Source organism: Alsobacter metallidurans (genome assembly GCF_014636935.1).
Taxonomy (GTDB): domain Bacteria; phylum Pseudomonadota; class Alphaproteobacteria; order Rhizobiales; family Beijerinckiaceae; genus Alsobacter; species Alsobacter metallidurans.
In genome coordinates this window covers 1507465-1533534 of the sequence record NZ_BMES01000001.1, presented here as the reverse complement: position 1 = coordinate 1533534, position 26070 = coordinate 1507465, and the positions used below count along the sequence as shown (strand labels likewise).

Annotated in this window: 29 protein-coding genes, 1 tRNA gene and 3 pseudogenes; 21 read left to right on the top strand and 12 right to left on the bottom strand. The window is 65.1% G+C overall.

The features are described from left to right. Window positions 1–4: 4 nt before the first annotated feature. From IEV99_RS06860 to IEV99_RS06830, 7 genes and pseudogenes are all read left to right on the top strand, one after another. Window positions 5–997, top strand: a complete 993-nt coding sequence (locus tag IEV99_RS06860) for a LysR family transcriptional regulator (RefSeq protein ID WP_188516924.1) — start codon at window positions 5–7, stop codon at window positions 995–997. Then, the gene (locus tag IEV99_RS06855; protein WP_244643643.1) at window positions 915–1496 is read left to right on the top strand and encodes a uracil-DNA glycosylase family protein; all 582 of its coding nucleotides are present in this window, start codon (window positions 915–917) and stop codon (window positions 1494–1496) included. The genes IEV99_RS06860 and IEV99_RS06855 overlap by 83 nt, the downstream gene beginning before the upstream one ends. A 9-nt stretch (window positions 1497–1505) precedes the next feature. Further along, entirely contained in the window at window positions 1506–2042 is a 537-nt protein-coding gene (locus tag IEV99_RS06850) for an RNA polymerase sigma factor (RefSeq protein WP_244643640.1), read from the top strand. Further along, on the top strand, window positions 2032–2838 hold the full coding sequence (locus tag IEV99_RS06845; protein WP_188516922.1) for an anti-sigma factor: 807 nt from the start codon (window positions 2032–2034) through the stop codon (window positions 2836–2838). The genes IEV99_RS06850 and IEV99_RS06845 overlap by 11 nt, the downstream gene beginning before the upstream one ends. A gap of 76 nt (window positions 2839–2914) precedes the next feature. Beyond that, window positions 2915–4132 carry a SorA family sulfite dehydrogenase catalytic subunit gene (gene sorA, locus IEV99_RS06840; protein ID WP_188516921.1) on the top strand — a complete coding sequence of 406 codons (1218 nt, stop codon included), beginning with the start codon at window positions 2915–2917 and terminating at the stop codon, window positions 4130–4132. A gap of 56 nt (window positions 4133–4188) precedes the next feature. Then, window positions 4189–4473 carry a SorB family sulfite dehydrogenase c-type cytochrome subunit gene (sorB, locus tag IEV99_RS06835; protein WP_371875781.1) on the top strand — a complete coding sequence of 95 codons (285 nt, stop codon included), beginning with the start codon at window positions 4189–4191 and terminating at the stop codon, window positions 4471–4473. A gap of 68 nt (window positions 4474–4541) precedes the next feature. Then, window positions 4542–4915 (top strand): annotated as a pseudogene (locus IEV99_RS06830) (c-type cytochrome). 11 nt (window positions 4916–4926) lie between these two features. Here the strand turns inward: IEV99_RS06830 and IEV99_RS06825 are convergent. The 3 genes from IEV99_RS06825 to copM all read right to left on the bottom strand — a co-directional run bounded on the left by IEV99_RS06825 (window position 4927) and on the right by copM (window position 7373). After that, on the bottom strand, window positions 4927–5379 hold the full coding sequence (locus tag IEV99_RS06825; protein ID WP_188516919.1) for a hypothetical protein: 453 nt from the start codon (window positions 5377–5379) through the stop codon (window positions 4927–4929). Between the two features lie 120 nt (window positions 5380–5499). Beyond that, entirely contained in the window at window positions 5500–6933 is a 1434-nt protein-coding gene (locus IEV99_RS06820) for a YncE family protein (protein ID WP_188516918.1), read from the bottom strand. Further along, window positions 6930–7373: a CopM family metallochaperone gene (copM, locus tag IEV99_RS06815; RefSeq protein ID WP_188516917.1), complete on the bottom strand. Its 444-nt coding sequence runs from the start codon at window positions 7371–7373 to the stop codon at window positions 6930–6932. The genes IEV99_RS06820 and copM overlap by 4 nt, the downstream gene beginning before the upstream one ends. 207 nt (window positions 7374–7580) lie before the next feature. On the opposite strand from copM, the gene IEV99_RS06810 reads away from it, so the two are divergent. From IEV99_RS06810 to IEV99_RS23950, 3 genes and pseudogenes are all read left to right on the top strand, one after another. Further along, window positions 7581–7802, top strand: a complete 222-nt coding sequence (locus tag IEV99_RS06810; protein ID WP_188516916.1) for a hypothetical protein — start codon at window positions 7581–7583, stop codon at window positions 7800–7802. Then, on the top strand, window positions 7799–8032 hold the full coding sequence (locus IEV99_RS06805) for a DUF4142 domain-containing protein (RefSeq protein ID WP_188516915.1): 234 nt from the start codon (window positions 7799–7801) through the stop codon (window positions 8030–8032). The genes IEV99_RS06810 and IEV99_RS06805 overlap by 4 nt, the downstream gene beginning before the upstream one ends. After that, window positions 8014–8103 (top strand): annotated as a pseudogene (locus IEV99_RS23950) (hypothetical protein); the annotation flags it as partial. The gene IEV99_RS06805 and the pseudogene IEV99_RS23950, both read left to right, overlap by 19 nt. A gap of 184 nt (window positions 8104–8287) precedes the next feature. Here the strand turns inward: IEV99_RS23950 and IEV99_RS06800 are convergent. Continuing rightward, window positions 8288–8677: pseudogene (locus IEV99_RS06800) on the bottom strand (VOC family protein); the annotation flags it as partial. 435 nt (window positions 8678–9112) lie between these two features. Between IEV99_RS06800 and dnaN the strand changes: the two are divergent. The 4 genes from dnaN (at window position 9113) to IEV99_RS06780 (ending at window position 11881) form a co-directional block, all read left to right on the top strand. Further along, window positions 9113–10249 carry a DNA polymerase III subunit beta gene (gene dnaN / locus IEV99_RS06795; RefSeq protein WP_188516914.1) on the top strand — a complete coding sequence of 379 codons (1137 nt, stop codon included), beginning with the start codon at window positions 9113–9115 and terminating at the stop codon, window positions 10247–10249. Window positions 10250–10320: 71 nt separating this feature from the next. Then, window positions 10321–10722: a hypothetical protein gene (locus IEV99_RS06790; protein ID WP_188516913.1), complete on the top strand. Its 402-nt coding sequence runs from the start codon at window positions 10321–10323 to the stop codon at window positions 10720–10722. Then, window positions 10719–10970, top strand: coding sequence for a helix-turn-helix domain-containing protein (locus IEV99_RS06785; RefSeq protein WP_188516912.1), 252 nt, complete (start codon window positions 10719–10721; stop codon window positions 10968–10970). The genes IEV99_RS06790 and IEV99_RS06785 overlap by 4 nt, the downstream gene beginning before the upstream one ends. Before the next feature lie 59 nt (window positions 10971–11029). Then, complete coding sequence (locus IEV99_RS06780) at window positions 11030–11881, top strand: tyrosine-type recombinase/integrase (protein WP_188516911.1); 852 nt, start codon at window positions 11030–11032, stop codon at window positions 11879–11881. A gap of 7 nt (window positions 11882–11888) precedes the next feature. Here the strand turns inward: IEV99_RS06780 and IEV99_RS06775 are convergent. Beyond that, a tRNA-Val gene (locus tag IEV99_RS06775) sits at window positions 11889–11963 on the bottom strand. A 498-nt stretch (window positions 11964–12461) separates the two neighbouring features. Between IEV99_RS06775 and IEV99_RS06770 the strand changes: the two genes are divergently transcribed. After that, the gene (locus IEV99_RS06770) at window positions 12462–13043 is read left to right on the top strand and encodes a L,D-transpeptidase (RefSeq protein WP_188516910.1); all 582 of its coding nucleotides are present in this window, start codon (window positions 12462–12464) and stop codon (window positions 13041–13043) included. 59 nt (window positions 13044–13102) lie between these two features. On the opposite strand, the gene IEV99_RS06765 is transcribed toward IEV99_RS06770, so the two are convergent. Next, a complete protein-coding gene (locus IEV99_RS06765) occupies window positions 13103–13474 on the bottom strand; it encodes a gamma-butyrobetaine hydroxylase family protein (protein WP_188516909.1) in 372 nt (123 codons plus the stop codon). A 128-nt stretch (window positions 13475–13602) separates the two neighbouring features. Here IEV99_RS06765 and moaA point away from each other — a divergent pair, with 128 nt between their 5' ends. Both moaA and IEV99_RS06755 read left to right on the top strand, forming a co-directional pair. After that, window positions 13603–14631 carry a GTP 3',8-cyclase MoaA gene (gene moaA / locus IEV99_RS06760; RefSeq protein ID WP_188516908.1) on the top strand — a complete coding sequence of 343 codons (1029 nt, stop codon included), beginning with the start codon at window positions 13603–13605 and terminating at the stop codon, window positions 14629–14631. A 79-nt stretch (window positions 14632–14710) separates the two neighbouring features. Further along, window positions 14711–15115, top strand: coding sequence for an MAPEG family protein (locus IEV99_RS06755; RefSeq protein ID WP_244643634.1), 405 nt, complete (start codon window positions 14711–14713; stop codon window positions 15113–15115). 29 nt (window positions 15116–15144) lie between these two features. Here the strand turns inward: IEV99_RS06755 and IEV99_RS06750 are convergent, their stop codons facing one another. Continuing rightward, entirely contained in the window at window positions 15145–15999 is an 855-nt protein-coding gene (locus IEV99_RS06750; protein WP_188516906.1) for a glucose 1-dehydrogenase, read from the bottom strand. A gap of 24 nt (window positions 16000–16023) precedes the next feature. After that, a complete protein-coding gene (locus IEV99_RS06745; RefSeq protein WP_188516905.1) occupies window positions 16024–17358 on the bottom strand; it encodes a methyl-accepting chemotaxis protein in 1335 nt (444 codons plus the stop codon). A gap of 182 nt (window positions 17359–17540) precedes the next feature. On the opposite strand from IEV99_RS06745, the gene IEV99_RS06740 reads away from it, so the two are divergent. From IEV99_RS06740 to IEV99_RS06730, 3 genes are all read left to right on the top strand, one after another. Further along, window positions 17541–18458 carry a DMT family transporter gene (locus IEV99_RS06740; RefSeq protein WP_188516904.1) on the top strand — a complete coding sequence of 306 codons (918 nt, stop codon included), beginning with the start codon at window positions 17541–17543 and terminating at the stop codon, window positions 18456–18458. Between the two features lie 184 nt (window positions 18459–18642). Beyond that, complete coding sequence (locus tag IEV99_RS06735) at window positions 18643–19254, top strand: TRAP transporter small permease subunit (RefSeq protein WP_188516903.1); 612 nt, start codon at window positions 18643–18645, stop codon at window positions 19252–19254. Window positions 19255–19321: 67 nt separating this feature from the next. Beyond that, window positions 19322–20995: a TRAP transporter large permease gene (locus IEV99_RS06730; RefSeq protein WP_188516902.1), complete on the top strand. Its 1674-nt coding sequence runs from the start codon at window positions 19322–19324 to the stop codon at window positions 20993–20995. A 74-nt stretch (window positions 20996–21069) separates the two neighbouring features. On the opposite strand, the gene IEV99_RS06725 is transcribed toward IEV99_RS06730, so the two are convergent. The 3 genes from IEV99_RS06725 to IEV99_RS06715 all read right to left on the bottom strand — a co-directional run bounded on the left by IEV99_RS06725 (window position 21070) and on the right by IEV99_RS06715 (window position 24169). Then, entirely contained in the window at window positions 21070–21657 is a 588-nt protein-coding gene (locus tag IEV99_RS06725; protein ID WP_188516901.1) for a formyltransferase family protein, read from the bottom strand. Window positions 21658–21826: 169 nt separating this feature from the next. Beyond that, a complete protein-coding gene (locus IEV99_RS06720; RefSeq protein WP_188517686.1) occupies window positions 21827–22915 on the bottom strand; it encodes a TRAP transporter substrate-binding protein in 1089 nt (362 codons plus the stop codon). Between the two features lie 165 nt (window positions 22916–23080). Further along, complete coding sequence (locus tag IEV99_RS06715; protein ID WP_188516900.1) at window positions 23081–24169, bottom strand: TRAP transporter substrate-binding protein; 1089 nt, start codon at window positions 24167–24169, stop codon at window positions 23081–23083. Between the two features lie 299 nt (window positions 24170–24468). Here IEV99_RS06715 and IEV99_RS06710 point away from each other — a divergent pair, with 299 nt between their 5' ends. Beyond that, window positions 24469–24855 (top strand): hypothetical protein, encoded by a 387-nt coding sequence (locus IEV99_RS06710; protein ID WP_188516899.1) that lies wholly within the window; start codon window positions 24469–24471, stop codon window positions 24853–24855. 1 nt (window position 24856) lies between these two features. Here the strand turns inward: IEV99_RS06710 and IEV99_RS06705 are convergent, their stop codons facing one another. Next, a complete protein-coding gene (locus IEV99_RS06705) occupies window positions 24857–25978 on the bottom strand; it encodes an Mrp/NBP35 family ATP-binding protein (protein ID WP_188517685.1) in 1122 nt (373 codons plus the stop codon). Window positions 25979–26070: the final 92 nt, after the last annotated feature.

Below are 26070 nucleotides of genomic sequence, written 5' to 3'. Positions count from 1 at the left end.
TCCGATGACCCTTGAACAACTGCGGATCTTCGTCGCGGTTGCGGAGCGCGAGCACGTGACGCGCGCCGCCGCCGATCTCAACCTGACGCAGTCGGCGACCAGCGCGGCGATCGCGGCGCTTGAACATCGCCACGCGGTCAAGCTGTTCGATCGCGTCGGCAGGCGGATCGCGCTGACCGATGCCGGGCGCCTGTTCCTCCAGGAGGCACGCGCGATCCTGACGCGGGCTGCCGTCGGGGAGCAGGTTCTTTCGGATCTCGCCGGGCTGAAGCGCGGTCGGCTCTCCTTCGCTGCGAGCCAGACGATCGGAAATTACTGGCTGCCGCAAAGGCTCGCCGCGTTTCGCAAACGCCACCCCGGCATCGAGACGCCGCTTGTGATCGGCAACACCGAGACTGTCGCCGCCGCCATTCATGACGGTCTCGCCGATATCGGGCTCGTCGAGGGCGAGATCGACGACCCTTATCTCGCGCAGGAGGTTGTCGCAACCGACACGATGAGCATCGTCGTCGCGCCCGAGCACCCCTGGTCCGCACGGGATGCAGTCACTCCAGACGCGTTCGGCGAGACATCTTGGGTCTTGCGCGAACCGGGCTCGGGTACCCGGCAGCTTCTGGAGACGGTGCTGCGGAGAGTGGGGCAGACGATCGCAGACCTCGACATCGCGCTCGAACTGCCCGCCAACGAAGCCGTGCGCGCCGCGGTCGAGGCCGGCGCCGGCGCCAGTCTGATGTCGCGGCTCGTCTTCGCCACCGCGCTGCGATCCGGTGTCTTGCTCGAAATCCCGGTCGAGATACCGCCGCGCCGCTTCCTGATGCTTCGCCAAAAGGAACGCTATGTCGGACGGGCAGCGCAGGCTTTTCGCGCGCTGCTCGACTCGGAGAATTTAGCGAACACGAGCGAGCACTCGGCTCATGACGGAGGAATGGGTCGGAGATCCGACGCATATAGCGCCACTGAACCGCTATGCCGCCGCGCTACGGGCGCGGCATGGTGACGTGCCCCGCTTCGATTCCCTGGATGGCGGCATCGACGCGCGTGTGCTCGTGCTGCTGGAGACGCCCGGACCGGCTTCGGCGTCGACCGAGACGACATCACGCGACAATCCCACCGGAACGGCGCGCAACCTGACCCGCTTTCTCGACGAACTTCCATTGTCGAGACGGGATACCGTCATCTGGAACGCGGTACCGTGGGGGCTGCCACGACGTGAGGGCAAGCTCGGGCGGCCGACCCGCAAGGATATCGAAATGGCGGCGCAGGACTTGCCAGCGCTGCTCGCGCTCCTGCCGAGACTGCAGGTCGTCGCTCTCGCCGGCCGCGTCGCTCAGAGCTTTCGGACGGCCCTGGCTGCGGCAAAGCCGGAGTTGCGTCTGATAGCGATCCCCCATCCAAGCCCGACGCATCTCGCAGCATCGCCCGCCGCCAGGGAGAATCTGTTCGGCGGAAGATTGCGCCGGGAGATCGCTGTCGCCCTCGCGGACGATGCGAGTTAGTTTGGCGGCGTGCAAAGAAGGAACGTTACCCTGCGCGATGCGGTCGAAACGGCACTAAGGCAGAACTGGCAGCGACTCTTCGGTTATGCCCTGCGTCTCAGCGGCAATCGCGATTCAGCTGCCGACCTGCTGCAATCCTGCGCGATGAAGGCACTGGCGAGCGAGACCGTGCCCGACGCATCAGGCATTCGGGCGTGGCTCTTCGCAATCCTGCGCAACGGCTTCTTCGACGATCGCCGAAGGGCTTCAGTGCGAGCCGAGGATCGCGGCATGGAGATCGGGCTGGAGACGCCGTGGCGGCACGACGATCGGCTGATCGCGGAGATCACGGTCAAGCAGGCGTTGGAACGGCTGGATGCGACGCACCGCGACATTATCGAACTGGTCGATCTCGCCGGTTTTCGATACGCGGAGGCAGCGGAAATCCTTGGCGTCCCGGTCGGGACCGTGATGAGCCGGTTGAGCCGCGCGCGCCTGGCGCTGCTGGATGAGATCGGCGGGCGGAACGTGACACCGTTTCCGACGGGGCGTCGCCATGTCGGATGACGATAGCAAAATGATGGACGAGCAGGCCATGTCCTGGGAGCGGCTCAACGCCTATGTCGACGGGGAACTGGTGCCGGCCGACGCGGCGGCTGTTGCCTCGGCCGTGGCAAACGACGCCGGGCTCGCCGCGAGGGTTGCAACCTTGGCCAGGCTGCGGGCTGTGGTTACCGTGCTGCCGTCGCAACCGGCGTCGCCGCCTTCACTGCCTTTGTGGGCGAGACGGCGCAAAGGCGGCCCGAGAGGGGCTGCTCTCGCAGCAAGTCTAGTCCTGGCAGCGCTGCTGGTGGCTGGCGCTTATCGCTTCGTCCCATGGACGGCCGCGCCACCCGACGGATTGTCCCTCGCCGTGCAGGCGCAACGTCAATGGCTCGCGTCCGACAGTCCGGCCACTCGCTTGTCGATCGCTCTGACGGCGGGCGGCGACGGCCTGCCCGATCTAGGCGCGGCATCCCTGCGACTGGCCTATCTCTCTCTCGATCCGGCCAACACGGGTGGCGGCGGCGTCCTCGCCGGCTATATCGGGCCGCAAGGATGCCGGCTCGGCCTTTGGATCGGCCCTCAGCTCGCCTCGGCGACGCCGAAGCCGGTGCGGGCCGACCGCGACGGCCTCAAGATCAGCACCTGGGCGTTCGACGGAAACAGCTATGCTCTGCTCAGCCGAGGCATGGATTCGCGCAGGCTGGACGAGGTCACAGAGATCGTTGCCAGCATGCCGCTGCCCCAAGCCCGCCCGACCGACGCGCAGATCGCGAGGCTGCGCTCGCTCCATACGATCGGAGGGCCTTGCTCCGCATGAGGCGTACTTTCGACGGGAATAGATTGCGGGTCCCGTGCGTTTTATTGTCGAGGAATATATCCTCGGGAGAAACGCCATGCAAAACAGACGACAGATTCTGAAGTCGGGCGCTGCGACGGCCTTGGGAATCGGAGCAGCGACGATCGCCGGATCGCGCTTCGCGGCCTGGGCTGCCGAGACCGTCACGCTTCCCTTCGAGAACGGCGAGCGCAACTTCGTGACGTTTCCGGGCAAGCGGCCCATGATCGGGCTGACAGCGCGTCCCCCGCAGCTGGAAACGCCCTTCTCGGTCTTTAACGATGGGGTGATCACGCCCAACGACGCCTTCTTCGTCCGTTATCATCTTGCCGACGTTCCGCTCGAAATCGATCCGGAAACGTTCCGGCTCGAGATCAAGGGCCAGGTCGACAAGCCGCTGTCGCTCTCGCTCGCGGACCTCAAATCCGGCTTCCCAGCCGTCGAGGTCGTTGCCGTGAACCAGTGCTCGGGCAACAGCCGCGGCTTCGTCGAGCCCCGTGTCGCGGGCGGCCAGCTCGGCAACGGGGCGATGGGAAATGCGCGCTGGCGCGGCGTCTCTCTGAAGGCTGTTCTCGAAAAGGCCGGCGTGAAATCGGGTGCCGTCCAGGTCTCCTTCGGCGGGCTCGACGGCCCGGTCGTTCCGGAGACGCCTGATTTCGAGAAGGCCCTCGACCTCGATCACGCGCGGGACGGCGAAGTGATGCTGGCTTATGCCATGAACGGGGTGGATTTGCCTTGGCTCAATGGCTATCCGCTGCGCCTCGTCGTGCCGGGCTACTACGGCACATATTGGGTCAAGCACCTCAATGCCATCACGGTGCACGACAAGCCGTTCGACGGCTTCTGGATGAAATCCGCCTACCGGATTCCCGATAATAACTGCGCCTGCGTCGAACCCGGCAAGGCGCCGACCGCGACCATCCCGATCAACCGCCTGAACACCCGTTCCTTCATCACCAGCATCGAAAACGGGGCCCGCGTCAAAGCGGGCGACCTGGCCTTGCGCGGCATCGCCTTCGATGGCGGCTCAGGCATCGCGGAGGTCTCGGTTTCCGCAGATGGCGGGAAGAGCTGGACCGCGGCGACGCTCGGTGAGGATCTCGGCAAATATTCCTTCCGCGAGTGGAAGGCCGCCATAAAGCTGACCGCCGGAGAGAATGCGCTGATGGTCAAGGCCACCAACGGCAAGGGCCAGACCCAGCCGACGCAGGCAAGCTGGAACCCTGCCGGCTACATGCGCAACGTCGTCGAAACCACGCGCGTCGTCGCGACCTGAGGAGAGCGGACATGAACCATCATCATCGCAAAATCCGCCTCGCCGGCGCCGCTCTCATGGCCTGCATCGTCGTGGCCGGCGGCATCGCGCTCGCCGCCCCCAAAACCTATCAGCTTCCGGATGAAACGGCGGAATTGAAGCCAGGTCCCCAGCCCGGTTTCGACGCCGCCAAGAACAATTGCATGGCCTGCCACTCGGTCGACTACATCAACTACCAGCCGGGGAAGAAGGGGCAGGCGTTCTGGGAGGCCGAGGTCCAGAAGATGATCAAGGTCTACCACGCGCCGGTCGACGAGGCCGATGCCAAGGCCATCGCCGACTATCTCGCCAAGACCTACTGACCCCTTTCGCTTCCGAAGCCGGCAATGCCTACCGCTCCGTGCCTTGCCGGCGCTTCCAAGGACATTCCATGCTAAAATATGCTTTCGTCTGCGTCGTCCTCAGCGTGGCGTCCTCGCCGGTTCACGCGCAAGACGCCGCATCGGGCGAAAAGATCTTCAACCAGTGCCGCGCCTGCCACCAGGTCGGCGAAACCGCGAAGAACACGGTCGGCCCGGTCCTGAACGGCCTGATCGGCCGCAAAGCCGCGAGCCACGACGGCTACAGCTACAGCACGGCCTTGAAGAGCTCCGGCCTGACCTGGGACAAGGCGACGTTCGCCGATTACATTAAGGACCCGAAGGCCAAGGTGCCCGGCATGCCGGGCTGAAGGACCCGACCGAAGTCGACGATCTGATGGCATATCTCAAGCAGTTCGGTGCCGACGGTAAGAAGGCGCCCTGAGGCGCCTTCGATCACGCGAAGACGGCGATCAGCACGATGACCGTTCCACCCACTGCGGCAGCGATGGGCAATGCGAGGATCTGCAAGAGAGCGTCCTTGCCGCTGACTCGTCCTGTCGCGATGTTCACGTCGCCGGCCAGAAATTCGGCGAAGCTGCGTTCGGTTTCGCGCTCCGGCGTCGTGTTGCGGCTATAGGCGCCGCCGCCGACTAGCAGTCCGAAGAACATCACGCTGATCGTGGTGACGATGACGAGGAGAAGCGAGCTTGGGCCGCCGGCGAAAGCTGCCCAGGCTAGCACGATGAGCCAGGCATAGCCGGCGAGCGTGATGCCGATCGCGGCCGGATTAACATCTGTCGCCGGCAGGAGGTTGCGACGGGGAATCGGCTTCGGCCCTCGCGCGGCCGGGCCGAGGATCGGCCGGGCTTGGACGAAATTCTGCCTGTTGAATTCGACGGTCGCCATGACCCTCTCCCTCACATTGCGCATCCGAACCGGATGTTGTGAGGAGAGAGTGGTACTGGACGATCTATCGATCCAACGCAATGTTTCACTTTAATCGATCATCAAAATCGAATAAAGACCTCATCGAACCTGTGTCTGGAGCACGGTGCCCGGCTTGTCCGGGCCACCTGCGAGAATGACCAAGTAGCGCCTCTGGTCGGGTGCGGCATCGCCGACCGCCTGCCGGATCGGCCCGACCGCGTTGACGATCGCCGCTCCGGCCGGGTTGGTCATGAAGGGCGCCAGCGGTTGGATGCCGGTCTCTCCCTTCACGTCGTTCGCGAGCGCAAGAACATAGGCCGATTTAGGCTCGAGGCCGGTGACGGCGGCCTGCAGCATCTGGACGAGCCCCTGATTGAACAGCGTCACCTGCGTTACCGGCTTGCCATCAGAGCCTGCGAGCGACAATTGCGCCGAGTTCTGCGCCGCCGAAAGGGGTTGAAGGTTGGTCATGCCGTCGCCGGACGGGACCGCATTGGGCACATAGGCGACACCCTGCGGCGCCTGGCCGACGGGGACGGTCGCAATGACCGCCTGCTTGGCTGTATCGATCACCGCGACCGCATCCGCATTCTCAAGCCCGATATAGACCCGCGTCCCGTCTCCAGACGGCCAGATCCCGTGCGGCAGCGCTCCGACCGGGATGGTAGCGACCTGCAAGAAATCGGTAGTGCGGAAGACCTTGATCTCGTTGGTGCCGCCGACCGTGACATAGGCGAACTGGCCGCCGTCGCGGCGAACGATGTTGACGTGGTTTGTGATCGGCCCGGTATCGAGTGTCTTCAGCGCCTTGAACGGCGGCTTCGCCTCGAAGACCATGGTCTTGCCGACATCCTTCAGCGTTAGCCAGAGCTGCTCGCCGTCGGGCGTTGCCGCGAGATCAGGGCAGAACGGGCTTTCCTGCGTCATCCGGCCGACGATCTTGCGGGTCTTGGTGTCGATCGCCACCGTCTCCGGCGAGAAGGACGAGCAGACGAAGCCGTAGCGCCCGTCGGGGGAGAAGATCGTCATGCCGGGTCCGTTCGGCACCTTGATCCGCGCGGTCGGCGCGAAGCTCTTGCCGTCGAGCACCTGGATATAGTCTTCGCCGCGCACCGCGACCCAGACCTCCTTGCCGTCGGGACGGAAGAACGCTTCGTGTGGCGAGCGGCCGACATAGGCCGTGTGCTTCACGGCATTGGTCGCGGTATCGATAAAGCTAACGGAGTTGGAGCCGATAGAGACGGCGGCCAGCGTCTTGCCGTCCGGCGAAAAGCCCATGCCGTGGACGAGCACCTGCCCGCGATAGAGCGGGCTCAGATTGGCCGGCGTCGGCTCGCCGAGCTTGATCCCGCCGAGCAGCTTGTTCTGCGACGGATCTATCACCGAGACCGTGTTGGAGAACTGGTCGGAGGTGTAGAATCGGTCGCTCTTGTTGATCGCGATATCGGGAGCCTCGGCGCGACCGGGCGCCTGGCCGGCAAAAGCAGGAATAGCGGTCGAGAGCAGCAGCAGGGCTGCCAGGCGCGTGATCATGGTTTCATGTCCTTGTGGTCGTGATGGCCGTGCGCGGGTGCCGAGGGGCCTGCGGCTTGGCGCGGAGCGGCGGGTTTTTCGTCGAGGATCCGCTGCATCACTGCGATCTCCTGCCGCTGTTCGACGATGATACCTTGGGCAAGACGGCGCAGGCGCTCGTCGCGTCCGAAGCGCAACTGGATCTCGGCCATCTCGACCGCGCCCTGGTGATGCGGGATCATCATCGCGGCGAAGTCGCGGTCGGGGTCGCCGGTCGGTTTTGCAGCCGCCATGCCCTCATGCATCCGCGCCATCGATCGATCCATCGCCTCGCTAAAAGCCTTCATGTCCGTGGCGACGATGCCGGCAGCGTTGATTACGGATGCCCTTGTGGTTTCGGCTGCGTGGCCCACGCAGCCCATCGCGAGCAGACCGACTACGGCCAGTTGGAGCGTTCGCATCGTTCCTCCATTGCGACGTCATCTGGAGAGAAAACGCACGGGCGTCGTCGTTCATTCCTCACGATCTGCCGATGGCGGGACACGAGCGCGTGAACGCGCGTATGGGCGCTGTCATACCCAGCCCGAGACGGCAGCATCGATCTACGATTTCCCCGGTTACCTGATGACCGCCTGGCACCGCGTGACTGTCCACGCCGAGGATGCAGCATGAAACCCGCACTTGCGCTTGCCTTACTCATGGCGGTCGCTTCGCCCGCCTACGCTCAATCCTCAGGTGAGAAGACCGGCGTCAGTGCCACCGTCGGCATGAGCCCATCGACGAAGGACTTCGTGACCGAATTCGCCCTGAGCGACATGTTCGAAACGAAATCGAGCGAGCTGGCAGCCGTCCGCGGCGATCAGAAGGCGCGCGACTTCCGGCGACGATGATCGAGGACCACCAGAAGTCCTCGTTCGAGTTGTCGCTCATCGTGAAGCCCCACATCGGCATGACGCCGCTACCCTCGAAACTCGACAAGTGCCATCAGGCCAGGATCGATAAGCTGAAGAAGCTGGACGGTGCCGAGTTCACGAAGATTACAAGGAGCAAGTCGCGGCGCACGAGTCTGCGGTATCGCTCCTCGAGCGCTTCGGAAAATCCGGCAGCGATGCTGAACTGATGGCGTTCGCCGAGAAGCTGCTTCCGGGCATTCGGCACCATCTCGAGATGGCGAAGTCCAACGTGACCTGACCTCGTTACCCTGTCCGGGATCGTCATTCGGACATGGCGAACGTTCGGCGCGTAATCGGCGGACAGCAACGCGATCGCGCGATGGCGGAAGTTTGGATCAGCGCGTCCTTTTTCACGCTTGCGTCTCGGTGACTCTCGGGCTGGGTCTGTGTCGCGGCCGTCCGCCGACGCTGCTCCAGTGAGGTCAGCGGTCTTGCGCGTTAGACGGCGGCTGCATGAACTCGATCGTCGCGCCGTCAGGGCCAAGAGCGTGGATCACCTGCGTTCCGGCGCGTGCGCCGCTCGTGATCGGCTGCGGCGTGCCTTGCGCCCTCCAGCCGTAGGAGACGATCCGCGCAAGGACTGCATCGATGTCATCGACCACAAGGGCTAGATGCGCAAAGCCAGGGCCGAATGGCTTGGCCGGAACGCTTGGCCGAACCAGACCCCAATACTCTAGGGGTTCGATCGTCTGATCGGCCAGCGAGACGATTGCCATGCGGACCTGCGCCCCATGCGCTCCTGTCACCTGACCGAGGAACGCGCCTCCCATCTCGCCAGTCCGTACGAGCCGCGCGCCGAGCCCCTCGACCCAGAACCGAACGGCCTAGTCGAGGGAGGCGACCGCGAAGCCGACATGATCGGCGCGTTGCACGTGGATGTTTGCCTTGTCCGTCATGCGCTCCGACTATCAAAAAACCGACCGTTCGTCCGCTGAAGGCCGTTAGCAATCCTGAACCAACTTCGCCTGGCGACATCCGCTTCCTGGCAGGGCCCGAACGGCAGCTATTGGCGCGAAGCCGACTGCATGGATGCGTGCTCCTGGCGCGCTATGCGGGCGCGTGATGTGTAATCCTGACCCTGTTCAACACCTTCGGGGCGGCGGTCGCCGCGCTGGCCTAGCTCGAGGTCACATCAAGCGCATGCTACAAATTTGCCCCTCAAGTGCAATATTCTGTATTGCACCGGCGGTGATTTCCATTATTCTGCAATTTCAATTCGCCCCCGCACCTCTTTGAAAGGTCACGCTATGAAGTTTTCCGTCTCGTGCGACCATCTCCTCGCCGCGATGAGGGCCTCTGACGCTATCGTCGAGAAGAAGACCACCATCCCGATCCTGAGCAACGTCCTGCTCGAAGCCGAGGGCGAGCACGTCGCCATAACGGGCACCGACCTCGACCTGCAGCTCGGCTACAAGATCCCCGCCGAGGTCGAGAAGCCTGGCAAGGTCACCATCCCGCACGACGCCTTGAAGCGCCTTCTGGGTGGCGTGCCTAAGGGCGCCACGGTGCGGATCGAGACGGCCGACGAGGGCCAGATCACGATCCAGTCCGGCCGCTCCCGCTACAAGCTGCAGACGCTGCCCGCCGAGGACTTCCCCAACCTCACCTTCGAGAAGGGCGCGGCCAGCTTCCCGCTCGATGAGAACGCTATGGCGCACCTGTTCGGGCGGACCTCGTTCGCCATGTCGACCGAAGAAACCCGCTACTACCTCAATGGTGTCTTCCTGCACCCGGTCACCAACGCCAACGGCGTCACATGCCTGCGCGGCGTCACCACGGACGGCCACCGGCTAGCGCAGGCCACTGTCGAGATGCCCGAGGGCGGCGAGCTGCCCGCAGGCGTGATCGTGCCCCGCAAGACCGTGGGCGTCATCTCCAGCTTGTTCGTCAAGGGCGCCACCGTGAGGGTGAGCGAAACTAAGATCCAGTTTGCCTGGGCCGACGTGGTGCTGACGTCCAAGCTGATTGACGGCTCCTTTCCCGACTACCAGCGGGTTTGCCCGGCTTTGGATCCCGACGCGGCGCTCCTGACGCTCTCGCGCAACGAGGTGATCTCGGCGCTCACCCGCCTGACCGCGATCGCCAAGTCCAGCTCGGCCATCCGCGTCGACATCACCGCCCTCACGGCCTCGATCCGCGACGTCGACAGCGGTTCTGGCACTGAGGAGCTGGAAGGCGAGCTGACCCGCGCACTCACGGTGGGCGAGGGCAAGCACGCCGCCGACTACTTCGGCGTCAATGCCAGCTACCTGCGCGAGATGCTCGCCCAGTTCACTACCGAGCACGTCTCGCTCCAGATGATCGACCCGGGCTCGCCCTTGCGGCTCGTCCCCGTCGGCGTCTCGCCCGACTACGTCGGCGTCCTCATGCCCATGCGGGCGTGAGCCGCCACCGCGCGCGGGCTGCGGCTCGCGCGCTTCCCTTCCCTCCAATGCCAGCCAAAGGAGCCGAGCGCATGATGGGCCGTCTCGAATTAATGCGTGTCCAGCTCTACACCAGCGAGATCGCCGGCAAGGCGCGCTATCTCAACTTCCCGGCCGCGCTCTTCGACTGCAGGGCGGGCGTGCACGGCAGGCCCTACACTATCGACGCCCTCCAAGCCTTAAAGCACAACGCCAAGGTGGAGGTGGAGGTCGAACGACTGGACGAGCTGCGCGACGGCGTGGCGCGCAGCGAAGAGGCAGTGATGCCACAGCTTTGCGAGCCGCTGCCGCTGTTCATCAGCGAGGGCGAGGGTTGGCTTCTCCACGGCCACCACCGCCTTAGCGTGCTCGTGGAACACGGCTGCGCCGACGTCGCGGCGCGGGTTGCGAAGTACGACCGTGGACTGGAGTTTGAAACCGGAGGCACGCCATGAGCCCCAAGGCCATGCGCCCCATTGACGTCGCCGAGCGGTGGCAGTGCTCCGAGCGGCATATCCGCAACCTGTTCCTGCGGGGCGAGTTGCGCGGCTTTCGCGCGGGCGGGAAACTGCTCCGCTTCCGGCTCGCTGATGTGGAGGAATATGAGCAATGCGCCTCGTCAAATATCGGGGAAAGTGGGCCGTCGAGTGGTGGGAAAACGGGAAGCGACAGCGCCCTTCGCTTGGTACGGATGACCCGTTAGAGGCCCAGCGCCGCTTCGAGCAATACAAGAAGCTGCGCGCGGAAGCCGAGCGCAGGCCGGTGACCGTCGAGGACTGCTGGAACGGCTACCGCGCCAGCCTTGGCGAGCGACCTGCCGCCACCACTATGGGCTTTGAGTGGAAATCGATCGGCCCGGCCTTCGGCTCGCGCCTCGCCGACGCCATCACCGAGGACGAGTGCAACGCCTACACCAAGGCGCGCCGCGCCAAGGGTCGCTCCGACGGCACCATCTGGACCGAGCTCGGCCGCTTGCGGATGTGCCTCGTCTGGGCCGAGGGTCAGAACCTGATCGGCAAGGCCCCGCTGATCAAGCGCCCGGCCCCGCCCAAGCCGCGCGACAAGCACCTGTCCCGCGCGCAGGCGTCCGCGCTGATTGACGCCTGCAACGCGCCGCATGTGCGCCTGTTCGCCATCCTCGCGATCACCACGGCGGGCCGCGCCGGCGCGATACTCGACTTGACCTGGGACCGCGTCGACTTCGAGCGCGGCCTCATTCACCTCGATGACCCCGAGCGCGCGACCACCAACAAGGGCCGGGCCACGGTGCCCATGAACAATCTCTCCCGCACGGCGCTGGCCGAGGCGCGCGAATCGGCCACTAGCTCCTACGTGATCGAGTGGGCGGGCGAAAAGGTTGGCTCGGTGAAGAAGGGGATCAAGGCCGCTGGCCGGAAGATCGGCTGCCCGTGGGTGTCGCCTCACGTCTTCCGGCACTCGGCGGCGCGCTTCATGGCCGAGGCCGGGCGCCCTATGACCGAGATCGCCGCGTTTCTGGGGCACAGCGACAGCCGCCTCACCGAGCGCGTCTATGCAAAGTTCTCGCCGACCTATCTGCGGGAAACCGGCAGCGCCGTGGACCTCGAAGTCGGGCCCGTGAAGCGCCGCGCGTGAGAGAGAATGGTGGGCGATGCAGGGATTGAACCTGCGACCTTCCCCGTGTGAAGGGGACGCTCTGCCGCTGAGCTAATCGCCCATCCTCTTGCGCCTCGGTTCATCTGAACCACAGCACCCGCGCAAGCCATTGAAGTTGCAGGGGTGAACTCTCCCGTGTGAAGGGAGTGCTCTCCCGCTGAGCTACGCGCCCGTCCGTGGCGGCCATGGGGCCAGACCGAACGTGGCAGGCTTCTAGGCAGCCGCGCGCGGCAAGTCAAGCGTGTGGGTGACTGGGGACGATCCGCCCGGAACGCATGCCGCCGGAAGGTATGCCGATTCATTCACCATGGCGTCGAAACGGTGGCAAAGGCCGGAAACCAAGACGAGGTTTGTGTGTTTCGACACAGCGGGCCTGCCCTGTTTGCGCCTAGAAAGGACCGCAGTTGTGGCGCGCCCGACACGTTGGTGAATGAAACACCAATCCGTGATGAAACTCCCGGGTAGGTTGTTGAATTCCTTAAACGAGTATGGGTAACGCTCAAGGTCCGCGGCCCAGCCGCAATTTGTCAATTCTGAGACCGAAATCGAGGCAACACAGATGCGCCGTATAGCTATCGCGTTGGCTGGCGTGACCGCAGGACTGCTCCTGTCTGGCGCGGCCCAGGCCTACCAGATCGACCCCCTCACCCGCCAGCCGCTGGTGGAAGCCTACCCGGAGGCCGCAAAGCCCCAGGCTACCGCCGTTCCGCGCGAGATCGTCAGCTATGACGGCAAGTACAAGCCCGGCACGGTCGTCGTCTCGACCACCGAGCGGCGCATGTACTACGTGCTGGGCGACGGCAAGGCCGTGCGCTACGGCGTCGGCGTAGGCCGCCCCGGTTTCGACTGGGCCGGCGTGAAGACCGTCACGATGAAGCGCGAGTGGCCGGATTGGCGTCCGCCGTCCGAGATGCTGCGCCGCCGTCCCGACCTGCCGAAGTACATGCCGGGCGGCCCGGAAAACCCGCTTGGCGCGCGCGCCATGTATCTTGGCACCTCGCTGTACCGCATCCACGGCTCCAACGAGCCGGAGACGATCGGCCAGGCCGTGTCGTCGGGCTGCATCCGCATGGTCAACGAGGACGTGATCGACCTTTACGAGCGTGTGAAGGTCGGCGCGCAGGTCGTCGTCCAGCGCTGATCCGCACTCTCCTCAAAAGGCCGGCCGTCGCGCCGGCCTTTTTCGTTTGGGTCGTCGGCTCAATGGCGGCGCGGCGGATCGCGGCTCAGGCCCTTGGCGTCGAGTTCGGCGATGTAGGCGGCCCAGCGCGTCTCGTGTTCCGCGCCGAGTTCACGCAGATAGGGCCAGCTAAAGATTCCTGTCTGGTGCATGTCGTCGAAAATCAGCCGAACCGCGTAGTTGCCGACCGGCTCGACGCCGATGATCTGCACGTTGCGCTTGCCCGGCACGGTCTTGCGTTCGGCGGCCGAATGGCCCTGCACCTCGGCGCTGGGGCTCTCGACGCGCAGATACTCGGCCGGCAGAGCAAACGACGTCCCGTCGTCAAAAGCCACGTGCAGCGTGCGCTTGTCTTTCGCCAATGTGATTTCGGTGGGCCAGACGCTCGACATGCGATGATGATCCCTGAACGGCGGCGCCGCGATGGAGCCCGGTAGGTCGGCGGTGGCGGTCGCTTGCCAGCGCACATATATCGGGCAAGATGCCTTTCCGCCACGCGGCTCCGCACCATCTCAGGCCCATGACCGAGACGATCCAGCTTCCGACCCAGGCCCGCCCGCTTGTCGATCCGTTTGGCCGGTCGATCACCTATCTTCGCGTGTCGGTCACCGACCGGTGCGATTTCCGCTGCGTGTACTGCATGTCAGAGGACATGACGTTTCTGCCGCGCAAGGACCTGCTGACGCTCGAAGAGCTGGATCGCCTGTGCTCGGCCTTCGTGCGCCAAGGCGTGCGCAAGTTGCGCATCACGGGCGGTGAGCCCTTGGTGCGGCGAGACATCATGACGCTGTTCGAGAACCTGTCGCGCCATCTCGATTCGGGCGCGCTGGAGGAGCTGACGCTCACCACGAATGGCTCGCAGCTGGCGCGCTACGCCGACGAACTCGCGGCGTGCGGCGTGCGGCGCATCAACGTGTCGCTGGATACGCTTGATCCCGACAAGTTCAAGGCCATTACCCGGCGAGGCGACCTCGCGGTCGTGCTGAAGGGCGTGGACGCCGCCCGCCGGGCCGGCATGCAGGTGAAGATCAATGCGGTGGCGCTGAAGGGCGTCAACGAGGACGAAGTCGAGCGCATGATCGACTGGGCCCATGCAGGCGGCATGGATATGACCTTTATCGAGGTCATGCCGATGGGCGACATCGAACCGGCGCGATTCGACCAGTACTGGCCGCTGCGCGACCTGCGCGCACGGCTGGCGCAGACCTTCACGCTTGAAGATATCCCGTATCGCACCGGCGGGCCGGCCCGCTACATGCGCGCCAAGGAAACCGGCGGGCGCATCGGTTTCATCACGCCACTGACACATAACTTCTGCGAGAGCTGTAATCGCGTGCGGGTGACCTGCACGGGAACGCTCTACATGTGCCTTGGCCAGGAGGACGCCGCGGACCTGCGGGCGCCTCTGCGCGCGTCCGAGGGCGACGAAGCGCTGGACGCGGCGATCAAGGCCGCCATCGCGCGCAAGCCCAAGGGCCACGATTTCATCATCGATCGCGATACCGCCCGCCCGGCCGTGGGCCGCCACATGAGCGTCACGGGCGGCTGAGCCTTGAGCTTGACGTTTTCGCCATACGCGCAATCTTGAGGCGCGGGACCGTGTTTTTGCGAGTCCGATGGGGTCTCAGTTGAATAGTTTTCCGATCGTCGGCGTCTATGCGGCGCTCAACGTTTTCATTCTCGCCTGGCTGGCGTGGTCCACCGGCAAGCTGCGCCGGCAACATCAGGTGTCGATCGGCGATGGCGGCGTTCCGGCGCTTATCCGTGTGATGCGCGGCCACGCCAACGCGGTGGAGAACATCCCCATGTTCTTCATCCTGTTGATCATCGCGGCGGCCATCGGCGCCCCGGGCTTCGTGCTGCACGGTCTCGCAGCCGTTTTCACGGCCGGCCGGGCCGTCCACGCCTGGTACTTTATCCAGCAGGACGCTCCCCTGCGGCTGCGCGTGGTCGGGTTCTCGGCCACGCTGCTGCCGATGCTGGTCTTGGCGATCGGCCTGCTCGGCCACGGCCTGGCGCAGCTGTTCCACTGAGCCGGCCGGGGTGATCAGCCCTCCGGGCTTTACGACGACCAGTTATGCTTGAAGTCCGGATAAAGCGTCAGCCCGCCGTCGATATAGAGCGTCTGCCCGGTGATATAGCGGGCCTCGTCGGAAGCCAGGAACGCGTAGGCCGGGGCCATATCCTCCGGGTCGCCCGCAAAGCCCATCGGGATGTGGCTCTCGACCGACTTGCGCTTTGCGGGATCGTTGCGCCAGGCGTCGTTCATGGCCGTCACGGTCGCGCCCGGCCCAATGGCGTTGACGCGGATGCCCTTTTCGGCAAATTCCAACGCCAGTGTGCGGGTGAGATGGCCGAGCCCGGCCTTCGACATCGCGTAGGCGGCGTAGCCGGGCTTCGGAATCGCCTCATGCACGCTGGACGTGTTGATGATAACGCCGCCACCCGGACGCGACAGAAAATGGCGGATCGCTACCCGCGAGGCCAGCGCCGGGCCCTTGAGGTTTACGTCGAGGATCTTCGACACGTCGTCGTCCGACATTTCGTCGCCGGGCGTTTCGCTCTGGATGCCAGCGTTGTTGACCAGGATGTCGAGCCGTCCCCAGCCTGACACGAGCTCGCCGATGGCGCGCTCGATGTCGCCTTCCCGGGCGACGTCCGCTACCACGATCCGGTGGTCGACTTTCGGCAGGCCGGCGGCCGCCGTGACCTCATGAAGCTTGGCGATGGCCTTGTCGGCGTCCTCGGGATCATTGCGGTGATTGATCGCCACGATCGCGCCCTCCTGGGCGAAGCGTATCGCCACCGCCAACCCGATGCCGCGGGATGAGCCGGTGACGAGGGCGAAACGCCCGGCGAGACGATGGGGGATCGTTGACACTGGAAATCTCCTTGCGGGCCGCAACGGCCGACGCATCTGGCGACGCGCCGATACCGAACGTCAAGCGGAGCGCAAACGGGAGACGAGCAGATCCAGTTCCGAGCCGAAGGCGTTGGACTGCTGCGCGAGCTGGTTGGAGCGCTCGCGCATGGCGCCGCCGGACTTTTCCAGAGCACCCATCGCGACGCGCACGCTGTTGGCCGCTTCGCCCACCGTTGCGGCCATTCGGGCGGCATCCTGCGCGCCCGTCGCGATAGCCGTGGTGGCGACGCTTTGCTCGTCCACGGCTTCGGCGATGACGGAGGCGATGCCCGACACTTGGTCGATCGAATCCACGATGGTGGCGATCTGGCTTACGGAGGCTTGCGTAGCGGCCTGAATGGCGTGGATCTGGTTAGCGATGTCGTCGGTGGCCCGACTGGTTTGCGCCGCCAGCGACTTCACTTCGGAAGCCACCACCGCAAAACCTCGTCCGGATTCGCCTGCGCGCGCAGCCTCGATCGTGGCGTTGAGGGCGAGAAGGTTGGTTTGCGCGGCGATCTCCGAGATGAGGCCGACCACGGAGCCAACCCGCTCCACCGCCCCGGCCAGCTCGCGCATCGTACGGGCCATCTCGGCGACGTCCGCGGATGCGCGCTGCGTGACGCCGAGGCTCTTTTGCACCTGCTCGCCGATCGCCCCGATGGAGCGCGACAGGGTCTCGGTGGCGGTGGCGGTGGCGCTGACCCGATCGGCGCTCTCGCGCGAGGCGTTGTCGGCCCGGTCGACCTCGCGGCGGGCGTGCTCGGACGCGGACAGGGTTTCGGCCGCTGTTGTCTCGACCGCCTCCGACGTGGAGATCATCGCCGTCGAGACGCTGCCGGACGTCGCCGTGAAGGAGGCAAGCGCGTTGTCGACCTTCTCCCGTCGCTCCTCGAGGCTCCGCTTCAATTCCGCCTGCTCGATCGCCATGGCGTTAAGCGCGTCCACGGCGACATAGCGCATCACGGCGGCGCATTTTTGCGCGACCTTGCGGCCCGAGAACACGTGATGCGCGCCGATGTGATCGAAGAGGTGCGCCGACAGCGCCACGGCGCTTGCGAGGCGGATGCGGGGTCCATACCCATCGCGCATCTCGCGGCCGATGGTCTCCTTCAGACGCCCCACATAGGCGTCGTCCATGTTGCCGTCGAACATCTCGCCGTAATAGCGCGACTGAAAGGCCACATAGGTTTCGGCGTATCTCTCGGCGAAGGAGTCGAAGCCTGGAAGATCGCGCCACGTCGCATAGTAGGCGCGCAGCACGCTTGGGCCGTCTCGCTCAACAACGGACCGGAGGCCACGGATGATCGCCTCGCTCTCCCGGTTCAGGGAGAACGCTTTCTGGCGGGAGCGGAGGTCGTCGAGAAAGGACATGCGCGCGGGCGGATCCATCACATGACGGAACCCTACACCGGGCGCCTTAACGAGCAGCTAAACTACTTCACTCGTATAGCTTGTTGATTATCAAGTTCGCCCTGCGTCGGCGACGGACATTCGATTGTGCTGGAAGGGAACGGCTGACCGTGTAGGGTCTCGCGAAAATCACGCGATAATCCATGCACAGCTTTGCTCAGAACCGCCGCGGCATCCTCTCCATGATGGCCGCCATGGCGATCTTCACAACCAGCGACACGATGATGAAGATCGTCCGCGAAGCAGCGCCGCCTGGCGAGGTGGTGTTCATCCGCGGCGCGTTCGCAATCTTGTTCAGCCTGGTGCTGCTGTTCGGGCTTGGGCAGATCCGCCGGCTTCCCGATACGCTTTCGGGCTGGGTCGCGCTGCGCGCCGGCCTCGAAGCCGTTGTGGCTATCTGCTTCGTGATCGCACTCGGGCACCTGCCGCTCGCGGACCTAACGGCGATCGGCCAGTCGGCGCCGATCCTGATCGCCGTCGCCTGCGCGGTTTCGGGGCTCGAGCCCATGGGCTGGAGGCGCTGGTTGGCCGTTCTGGTGGGGTTCGGCGGTGTCCTGCTCGTCGTGAGGCCGACCGGTTCGCATTTCGACGCCTACAGCTTTGTCGCCCTGCTGTCGGCCTTCTTCGTGGCTGGACGCGATCTTGTGACCCGGAGCATTCCGCGGGCGATCCCTACCGCGGCCATTCTGACCGCGACCTCCACGGCCGTGTGCCTGAGCGGGCTGGGGATGATCACGGTCGAGAACTGGGTCCACCTCGCTCCCGTTCAGTGGCTGTATCTGATCGGCGCCGGAGCCGCGGTGATGCTCGGGCAGTTCTTCGTGATTACGGCGTTCCGGGACGTCGACGTATCGGTTGTTTCACCCTTCCGCTACAGCGTGATCATCTGGGCCGTGCTGGCCGGCGCCATCGTGTTTGGCGAGCTGCCGGACGCGATGACGATCACGGGCGCGGCGCTGGTGATCGGCAGCGGGATCTACACCATTCATCGGGAGCGCATCCGCGCCCGCATGGAGCCCGCGACCGCGTCGGCGGCGGCGAATTGTGAGCCGGCGCCGTAGCTTGCGGGCAGGTTTCAACGCGAGAGTGCAGGCTTGGCGAAAAACCTCCCCGAAGCCGCAGACCTGCGCTAGCAGCAGGGCAGACAGGATGTTATAGCGTGACCCGTGCCGCGGGTCTCTTTGCTGCGTTCGCGGCGGTTTCTGCAAAACAAAAAGCACACGTTGTGCACGATGGAGGGGTGTGTTGTCCGGCTTGCTGACGTTCAGCCGTCTGATTGACGGCATCAACACGCGTCTTGGACGATGGCTGAGCTGGCTGATCGTCGCGGCCGTGATCGTGTCGACCACCAACGCCATCATCCGCAAGCTGTTCGACGTGTCCTCGAACGCCTGGCTCGAGCTGCAGTGGGTGCTGTTCGGCATCGTCTTTCTGCTGTGCTCGCCGTGGACGCTGCTCAGCAACGAGCACATCCGCATCGACATCGTGAACAGCATGCTGCCCAAGCGCGGCCGCGACTGGATCGACGTGATCGGCCACACGCTGTTCCTGCTGCCGCTCACCATCGTGATGCTGATCACGTCCTGGCCGTTCTTCACGCGCAGCTTCATGATCCGCGAGCAGTCGCAGAACGCGGGCGGACTGCCGCAGTGGCCGGCCAAGTTCCTGGTGCCGCTGGCGTTCTTCCTGCTCTTCTTCCAGGCGATCTCGGAGCTGATCAAGCGCGTCGCGATCATGCGTGGCCACCTCGCCGATACGGCCTCCGGCGGCGGGCATCACGCCTCCGCGGAGGCGGAGGCGCAGCGCCTGCTGGCCGCCGCCGGGCTCGATCCGGTCGCCGATCCCAAGCCGCACTAGCCTGCCGAACGTCTCGGGGGCGCATCCGCCTCCTTCGCCTGCACTCGTCCTCCCGGGATCATTCCCCATGACCGCCTTCCTCATCGAGAACATGGCGCCGATCATGTTCGGCGCCCTCGTGCTCTTCCTGCTGCTGGGGTACCCGGTCGCTTTTGCCCTTGCGGCGAACGGCCTGTTCTTCGCGCTGCTTGGCATCGAGCTCGGCCTGTTCCGCCCCGACTTCCTGCAAGCGCTGCCGGAACGCGTCTATGGGGTGATGAACAACGACACCTTGCTGGCCATTCCATTCTTCACCTTCATGGGGCTGATCCTTGAACGATCAGGGATGGCCGAGGACCTGCTGGATACCATCGGCCAGCTCTTCGGCCCGGTGCGCGGCGGCCTCGCTTATGCGGTCATCTTCGTGGGGGCTCTCCTGGCGGCGACCACGGGCGTGGTGGCGGCCTCGGTGATCTCGATGGGCCTGATCTCGCTGCCGATCATGCTGCGTTACGGCTATGATCGCCGGCTCGCATCGGGCGTGATCGCAGCCTCCGGCACGCTGGCGCAGATCATTCCGCCCTCGCTCGTGCTGATCGTGATGGCCGACCAGCTCGGCCGCTCGGTGGGCGACATGTATGAGGGGGCGTTCATCCCCGGCCTCGTGCTGGCGCTGCTCTATGCGCTCTACGTCTTTGGCGTGAGCGTGTTCTTCCCGGCCGCGGCCCCCGGCCTGCCGCCGGAGGCGCAGACGCTGCGCGACGCCGACGGGCAGACCCGCCGCCTTTCCGTGCTGGTCGTCACCGTGATCTCGGGCGTGATCGGCTATCTGGTGATCAAGAACTTCACCAAGGTCGGCGCAGGCGCGGATTTCGTGGTGCTCACCATGACGGTCGCGGTGGCGGTGTCCTTCGCGATCGCGGTCATCAACAAGCTCTTAGGGCTGGGGCTGCTGTCGCGCATGGCGGAGCAGACCGTGTTCGTGATGGTGCCGCCGCTCGGCCTCATCTTCCTGGTGCTCGGCACGATCTTCATCGGCCTCGCCACGCCAACGGAGGGCGGCGCGATGGGCGCCGCGGGCGCGGTGCTGCTGGCCATCGCCAAGCGGCGCCTCACCTGGGACCTGATGCGCCAGGCCACCGAATCCACCGCGAAGCTCTCGGCCTTCGTGGTGTTCATCCTGGTCGGCGCGCGCGTGTTCTCGCTCACCTTCTTCGGCGTCAGCGGCCACGTCTGGGTGGAGCACCTGCTCACCTCCCTGCCGGGCGGACAGGTCGGCTTCCTGATCTTCGTGAACCTGCTGATCTTCGTTCTGGCGTTCTTCCTCGACTTCTTCGAGCTCGCCTTCATCGCGGTGCCGCTGATCGGGCCGGTGGCCGACAAGCTCGGCATCGACCTGATCTGGTTCGGCGTGATGCTGGGCGTGAACATGCAGACGTCGTTCATGCACCCGCCCTTCGGCTTTGCGCTGTTCTACCTGCGCTCGGTGGCCCCGCGCGAGCCCTACAAGGACCGGGTGACGGGCAAGATGATGGATCCGGTGACCACCGGTCAGATCTACTGGGGCGCGGTGCCCTTCGTGGTGATCCAGCTCATCATGGTGGCGCTGGTGCTGCTCTTCCCCAGCATGGTCATGCACTACAAGAGCAGCGGCCCCGTTGTGGACCAGAAGAAGGCGATGGAGCAGCTCAACAACCTGACGCCGAACATGGACGACGGGCCGCCGGCGTTGGACTTCGGCGCCCCGCCGAAGATCCAGTAAGCGCTGACAATAAACAAAAAGGCCGGGATCAGCTCCCGGCCTTTTCGTTTGGATGGCGAAGTGCGCTGCGGAGACTAAAGACCGCTCATCGGCGCAAGCGTCACGACCTTGGGGTCTTGGGCATGGCCGGGCAGCGTTCCGGTTTTCTCGATTGTTTCCAGCGCGCGGCGGATCAGGCGAAGTCCCATCGGGGCGAGTTCGCGCTTCCAGAGCGAGCCGGCGTCGTCGTCGGGATAGACGAAACACCACTCCTGCTCGCCCACGAGGCCATCATCCCAGCCTTCGGACAGGTGATAAATGGAGCCGCCGCCGATCGGGTCGCGCGCCTTGATGGTCCACTCCACGGCCGCGATGCCGCGATGGCGGGGCAGCAGCGAGGGGTGGTAGCCGAACGCGTTGCGCGCCTTGGCGCGCGCGCCTGCGCCGATGAAGGCGTGGCAATGGGCTGCGATCATCGCATCATAAGAGCCGTCGGGCAGCATCTCGGCCTCGATGCGGCGCGGGTTGTCGAGCAGCGAATGCGGCACGCCCTTTTCGGTCGCGAGCTTGCCAAGCTGGTCCTCGCCATTGGTCCCGAGCACGAAAACCTCGTCGCCCCGTTCCAGCAGGATGTCGAGCACCCGGGCTGCGAACCAGCGGGATCCGATCAGGGCGACTTTCATGGGTTGTCCTTCAGACGTGGCGGTTGTGGCTCCTATAGACGCCGCCGAGGCGGCGGGAAACAGCCTCGGCCGTTGACCAGGGTTGTGCAACGCAAAAACCCCGGGAGACGAGCTCCCGGGGCTGCACGCAGAAGCGCCGCGACGCTGAAGCGCGCGCGGCCGGGGCCCCCTACCCCTTCGCGCGCGAGCGGATCATGTAGCTGTCGTAGGTGAACTCGGAGATCTGGAACCACAGATATTCGTCGTTCCGGAACGCCATGTAGGCATCGTGGATCTTCTTGAAATCCGCGTTGTCCTTGGAGATTTCGGCATAAAGTTCGACCGAGGCTTTCTGGCAGGCCTCCATGATGTCAGGCGAAAACGGACGCAATTGCGCGCCGCTCTGCACCAGCCGGCGCACGGCGGCCGGGTTGCGGGCGTCGTACTTCGCCTGCATGTCGACATTGGCGTAGCCGGCAGCAGCAGTGACGATCGCCTGATAATTCTTCGGCAGCTTGGCCCAGGCTTCGGTGTTGATGAAGAAGTGCAGCGCGGCGCCGCCTTCCCACCAGCCCGGATAGTAGTAGTAGGGCGCGACCTTGTTGAAGCCGAGCTTCTCGTCGTCGTACGGGCCGACCCACTCGGCCGCGTCGATGGTGCCCTTCTCGAGCGCCGGATAGATGTCCCCGCCAGCGATCTGCTGCGGCACGGCGCCGAGCTTCTGGATAACGCGGCCGGCGAGACCGCCGATGCGCATTTTGAGGCCGTTCAGGTCGGCCGGTGTCTTAATCTCCTTGCGGAACCAGCCGCCCATTTGCGTGCCTGTATTGCCGCCGGGCAGTGAGACGATATTGTACTTCTTGAAGAAATCGTTCAGCAGCTCCATGCCGCCGCCGTGGTAGAACCAGGCGTTCTGCTGGCGGGAGTTCAGCCCGAACGGCACGGCGGTGCCAAACGCGAAAGTCGGATCCTTGCCGACATAGTAATACGGCGCCGTGTGACAGCACTCGACGGTGCCATTCTGGATGGCGTCGGCGGCCTGCAGGCCGGGTACGATTTCGCCGGCCGCAAAAACCTGGATCTGGAACTTGTTGTCCGTTGCCTCGGCGACCAGCTTGGCGAAGACTTCCGCCGCGCCGTAGATCGTGTCGAGCGATTTCGGAAAACTGGACGTCAAGCGCCAGCGCACGTCTGGCGTGGATTGCGCGATAGCGGGCGCTGCGACCGCGGTTGCGGCAAGTCCCGCGCCGGCTGCAGCGATGAATTTACGGCGTTCCAACATGTCCCCTCCAACCGGTGCGTTCTTATGCGTTTGACGCAATGGCGCATCCCGATAGACGCATATCGGATCCATTCGCGAAGTTTCAAGCGCCAAGCTTGCGCTGGGCAAAAAAAACCCCGGGGCGCGAACCCCGGGGTGTCGGAAGCAGAAACGCTTGTCGCCTTACTGGCGTGCGCGGGCGCGAATCATGAAGTTGTCGAAGGTGAACTCGGCAACCTGGAACCAGAGGTATTCCTCGTTCCGGTAAGCGATCATGGCGTTGATCGCCTTCTTGAAGTCCTCGTTCTTGGCGCTGATCTCGGCATAGAGCTCGTTGGAGGCCTTCAGGCAGGCTTCCATCACCTCCTGCGGGAAGGGACGAAGCTGCACGCCGGCGCCGACGAGGCGCTTCAGCGCGCCCGGGTTCTGCATGTCGTAACGCGCCTGCATCCAGGTGTTCGCGGCCGTGCAGGCGTTGAGCAGAATGGCCTGGTAGTGCTTCGGCAGCGCGTTGAATTTCTCCTGGTTGAAGAAGGCGTGGACGGTGGGGCCACCCTCCCACCAGCCAGGGTAGTAGTAGTAGGGAGCGACCTTGTTGAAGCCGAGCTTCTCGTCGTCATAGGGGCCGACCCACTCGGCCGCGTCGATGGTGCCCTTTTCGAGCGCCGGGTAGATGTCGCCGCCGCCGATCTGCTGCGGCACCGTGCCGAGCTTCTGCAGCACCTGGCCGGCGATGCCGCCGATGCGCATCTTGAGGCCGCTCAGGTCCGCGGAGGTCTTGATCTCCTTGCGGAACCAGCCGCCCATCTGGGTTCCGGTGTTGCCGCAGGGCGCGCCGATGACATTGTACTTCTTGTAGAACTCGTTGAAGAGCTCGTTGCCGCCGGCCTGGAACAGCCAGGAATTCTGCTGGCGGGCGTTGAGGCCGAATGGCACGGACGCCGCAATCGCGAAGGTCGGGTCCTTGCCGACATAGTAGTAGGACACCGTGTGGCAGGCCTCGACGGTGCCGTTCTGGGTGGCGTCCAGAGCCTGCAGGGCAGGCACGATCTCGCCGGCGGCGAAGACCTGGATCTGGAACTTGCCGTCCGTCATTTCCGAGACCATCTTGGCCATGTACTCGGCGCCGCCATAGATGGTGTCAAGCGACTTCGGGAAGCTGGATGTCAGCCGCCACTTCACCTCGGGGCTGGACTGCGCGATGGCAGGCGCCGCGACGGCGCTGGCCGCAGCCCCGATGGCTGCGGTCTGGATAAATTGGCGACGCTTCATTGCAACGGTCCCTCCGAAGGGCCCAAGGGGGTGGGCCTGTTTTGCTGCTTTTCTTGAGATGGCGAAACCTTGCGGCTCGCCCATCGGGCGCTGAATGTGGACCAACAAGGCGGGCGCGGCAATGCCCGCCAGAGGTCTCGAAGCCTCACGCGCAGCGCGGTTCTGCTATGCGACGGCCCCATGCGGTTTGCAAGTAGCGGGCCGGAGATATTGCGCCGCGCAAGCGCTATTCACCCCTCCCGGCCTCGGCCAGTCCGTCCGAAGGTAGAATATGTGCGCATACCAGGGGATATGAGCAAATGGCGGGATTGAGCGCGACGTCGTTGATCGGGGCCGCGGGCGCGTTCGACCTTGCGTTCGCGGCGTTTCATCTCGCCTTCCCGCTGCTGTTTCGCTGGCGCTCCCGGCTGGCCAAACTGGATCCCGTGAACAGGGGCATCCTGGTGACCCTGAACCTGATGCTGGTCTTTGTATTTGCGGCAGCGGGCGCGGTGCTGGCGCTTAAACCCGACTTGGTGGCCACGGACGCGCTGGGCCGCGGCTTCCTGTTTTTGGGGGCGGGCTTCTGGGCGCTTCGCGCGGCCTTGCAGCCCCTGATCTTCGGCCTCGATCACTGGGCGTCGAAGCTGCTGCTCGTCGTGTTCCTGGCCGGGGTCACGCTGCATGCCGCCCCGGCCTGGCCGTAGGCTATTCGATGACGATCTTCGGCGCGGGGCGCGCTCCCGCCCGGCCGGCTTCGAGCCCGGCCCAAACCTGTGCGGCGATGGCCTTGTAGGCTTGTGCGTGCGGCCCGTCGGGTGCGGTCGCGACCACGGGCAGGCCTGCGTCGGACTTCTCGCGGATCTCCATGTGCAGCGGCACTTCGCCCAGGAAGGGCACGCCAAGGCGCTGCGCCTCGTGGCGGGCGCCGCCATGGCCGAAGATGTCGGAGCGGCCGCCGCAATGCGGGCAGATGAAGGTGGACATGTTCTCCACCAAGCCCAGCACTGGCACATCCGTGCGGTTGAACATCGCGATTCCGCGGCGCGCGTCGATCAGCGCGAGGTCCTGCGGCGTCGAGACAATCACCGCGCCGGCCAGCGCCACCGCCTGCGCCATGGTGAGTTGCGCGTCTCCGGTGCCGGGCGGCATGTCGACCACGAGCACGTCGAGATCGCCCCACGCGACCTCGCGCAGCATCTGCTGCAACGCCGACATCACCATGGGGCCCCGCCAGATCACCGGCGTCTCGTCCTCGATCAGGAAGCCGATGGACATGATCTTGAGGCCGTAGGCCTCAAGCGGCTTCATGACCTTGCCCTCGAGGATCTCGGGCCGTTCGTGGAGATTGAACAGCTTGGGCATGGACGGGCCGTAGATGTCGGCGTCCAGGATGCCGACCTTCAATCCCTGCGCGGCGAGCGCCAGCGCGAGGTTGGCGGCCGTCGTGGACTTGCCGACGCCGCCCTTCCCGGACGCCACCGCGATGATGCGCTTCACGCCGGGCACGCCGGCTCGGGCCGTCGCCGCGGTCGCGCGAGGCCCCGGCGACGCCGGCCCGGGCCGCGCGGCCGGGGCTGAACCCGGGGCGCGCTCGGCCGTCAGGGTGACGAGCACGGCCTCGACGCCCGGCAGCGCCTTGACGGCGGCCTCAACGGACTTGCGCATCGGCTCCGCCTCGGCCGCCCGGCCGGGATCGGCGCCAAGCGAGAGATAGACCTTGGCGCCCTGGATGGAGAGGCCCGACACGACCCCCGACTGGGTGACAGGCTTGCCGTCCGGCCCCAAAACATTGGCGAGCGCGGAAAGAACGTCCTTCTCGGTGACCACGGCACTCTCCCGACCTGCGGCGGCGGACATGTTGGGCGCCGCGCATGGCTCTATGTAAAGATCGGCTGCGGCGGGTCAACGCGCGCGGAGCG

Excerpts from the sequence above, each read along its gene's own strand:
- IEV99_RS06860 (WP_188516924.1), top strand. The coding sequence starts at position 5 with ATGACCCTTGAACAACTGCGGATCTTCGTCGCGGTTGCGGAGCGCGAG.
- IEV99_RS06855 (WP_244643643.1), top strand. The coding sequence starts at position 915 with ATGACGGAGGAATGGGTCGGAGATCCGACGCATATAGCGCCACTGAAC.
- IEV99_RS06845 (WP_188516922.1), top strand. The coding sequence starts at position 2,032 with ATGTCGGATGACGATAGCAAAATGATGGACGAGCAGGCCATGTCCTGG.
- sorA (WP_188516921.1), top strand. The coding sequence starts at position 2,915 with ATGCAAAACAGACGACAGATTCTGAAGTCGGGCGCTGCGACGGCCTTG.
- sorB (WP_371875781.1), top strand. The coding sequence starts at position 4,189 with ATGGCCTGCATCGTCGTGGCCGGCGGCATCGCGCTCGCCGCCCCCAAA.
- IEV99_RS06825 (WP_188516919.1), bottom strand. The coding sequence starts at position 5,379 with ATGGCGACCGTCGAATTCAACAGGCAGAATTTCGTCCAAGCCCGGCCG.
- IEV99_RS06820 (WP_188516918.1), bottom strand. The coding sequence starts at position 6,933 with ATGATCACGCGCCTGGCAGCCCTGCTGCTGCTCTCGACCGCTATTCCT.
- copM (WP_188516917.1), bottom strand. The coding sequence starts at position 7,373 with ATGCGAACGCTCCAACTGGCCGTAGTCGGTCTGCTCGCGATGGGCTGC.
- IEV99_RS06810 (WP_188516916.1), top strand. The coding sequence starts at position 7,581 with ATGAAACCCGCACTTGCGCTTGCCTTACTCATGGCGGTCGCTTCGCCC.
- IEV99_RS06805 (WP_188516915.1), top strand. The coding sequence starts at position 7,799 with ATGATCGAGGACCACCAGAAGTCCTCGTTCGAGTTGTCGCTCATCGTG.
- dnaN (WP_188516914.1), top strand. The coding sequence starts at position 9,113 with ATGAAGTTTTCCGTCTCGTGCGACCATCTCCTCGCCGCGATGAGGGCC.
- IEV99_RS06790 (WP_188516913.1), top strand. The coding sequence starts at position 10,321 with ATGATGGGCCGTCTCGAATTAATGCGTGTCCAGCTCTACACCAGCGAG.
- IEV99_RS06785 (WP_188516912.1), top strand. The coding sequence starts at position 10,719 with ATGAGCCCCAAGGCCATGCGCCCCATTGACGTCGCCGAGCGGTGGCAG.
- IEV99_RS06770 (WP_188516910.1), top strand. The coding sequence starts at position 12,462 with ATGCGCCGTATAGCTATCGCGTTGGCTGGCGTGACCGCAGGACTGCTC.
- IEV99_RS06765 (WP_188516909.1), bottom strand. The coding sequence starts at position 13,474 with ATGTCGAGCGTCTGGCCCACCGAAATCACATTGGCGAAAGACAAGCGC.
- moaA (WP_188516908.1), top strand. The coding sequence starts at position 13,603 with ATGACCGAGACGATCCAGCTTCCGACCCAGGCCCGCCCGCTTGTCGAT.
- IEV99_RS06750 (WP_188516906.1), bottom strand. The coding sequence starts at position 15,999 with ATGCGTCGGCCGTTGCGGCCCGCAAGGAGATTTCCAGTGTCAACGATC.
- IEV99_RS06745 (WP_188516905.1), bottom strand. The coding sequence starts at position 17,358 with ATGTCCTTTCTCGACGACCTCCGCTCCCGCCAGAAAGCGTTCTCCCTG.
- IEV99_RS06740 (WP_188516904.1), top strand. The coding sequence starts at position 17,541 with ATGCACAGCTTTGCTCAGAACCGCCGCGGCATCCTCTCCATGATGGCC.
- IEV99_RS06730 (WP_188516902.1), top strand. The coding sequence starts at position 19,322 with ATGACCGCCTTCCTCATCGAGAACATGGCGCCGATCATGTTCGGCGCC.
- IEV99_RS06725 (WP_188516901.1), bottom strand. The coding sequence starts at position 21,657 with ATGAAAGTCGCCCTGATCGGATCCCGCTGGTTCGCAGCCCGGGTGCTC.
- IEV99_RS06715 (WP_188516900.1), bottom strand. The coding sequence starts at position 24,169 with ATGAAGCGTCGCCAATTTATCCAGACCGCAGCCATCGGGGCTGCGGCC.
- IEV99_RS06710 (WP_188516899.1), top strand. The coding sequence starts at position 24,469 with ATGGCGGGATTGAGCGCGACGTCGTTGATCGGGGCCGCGGGCGCGTTC.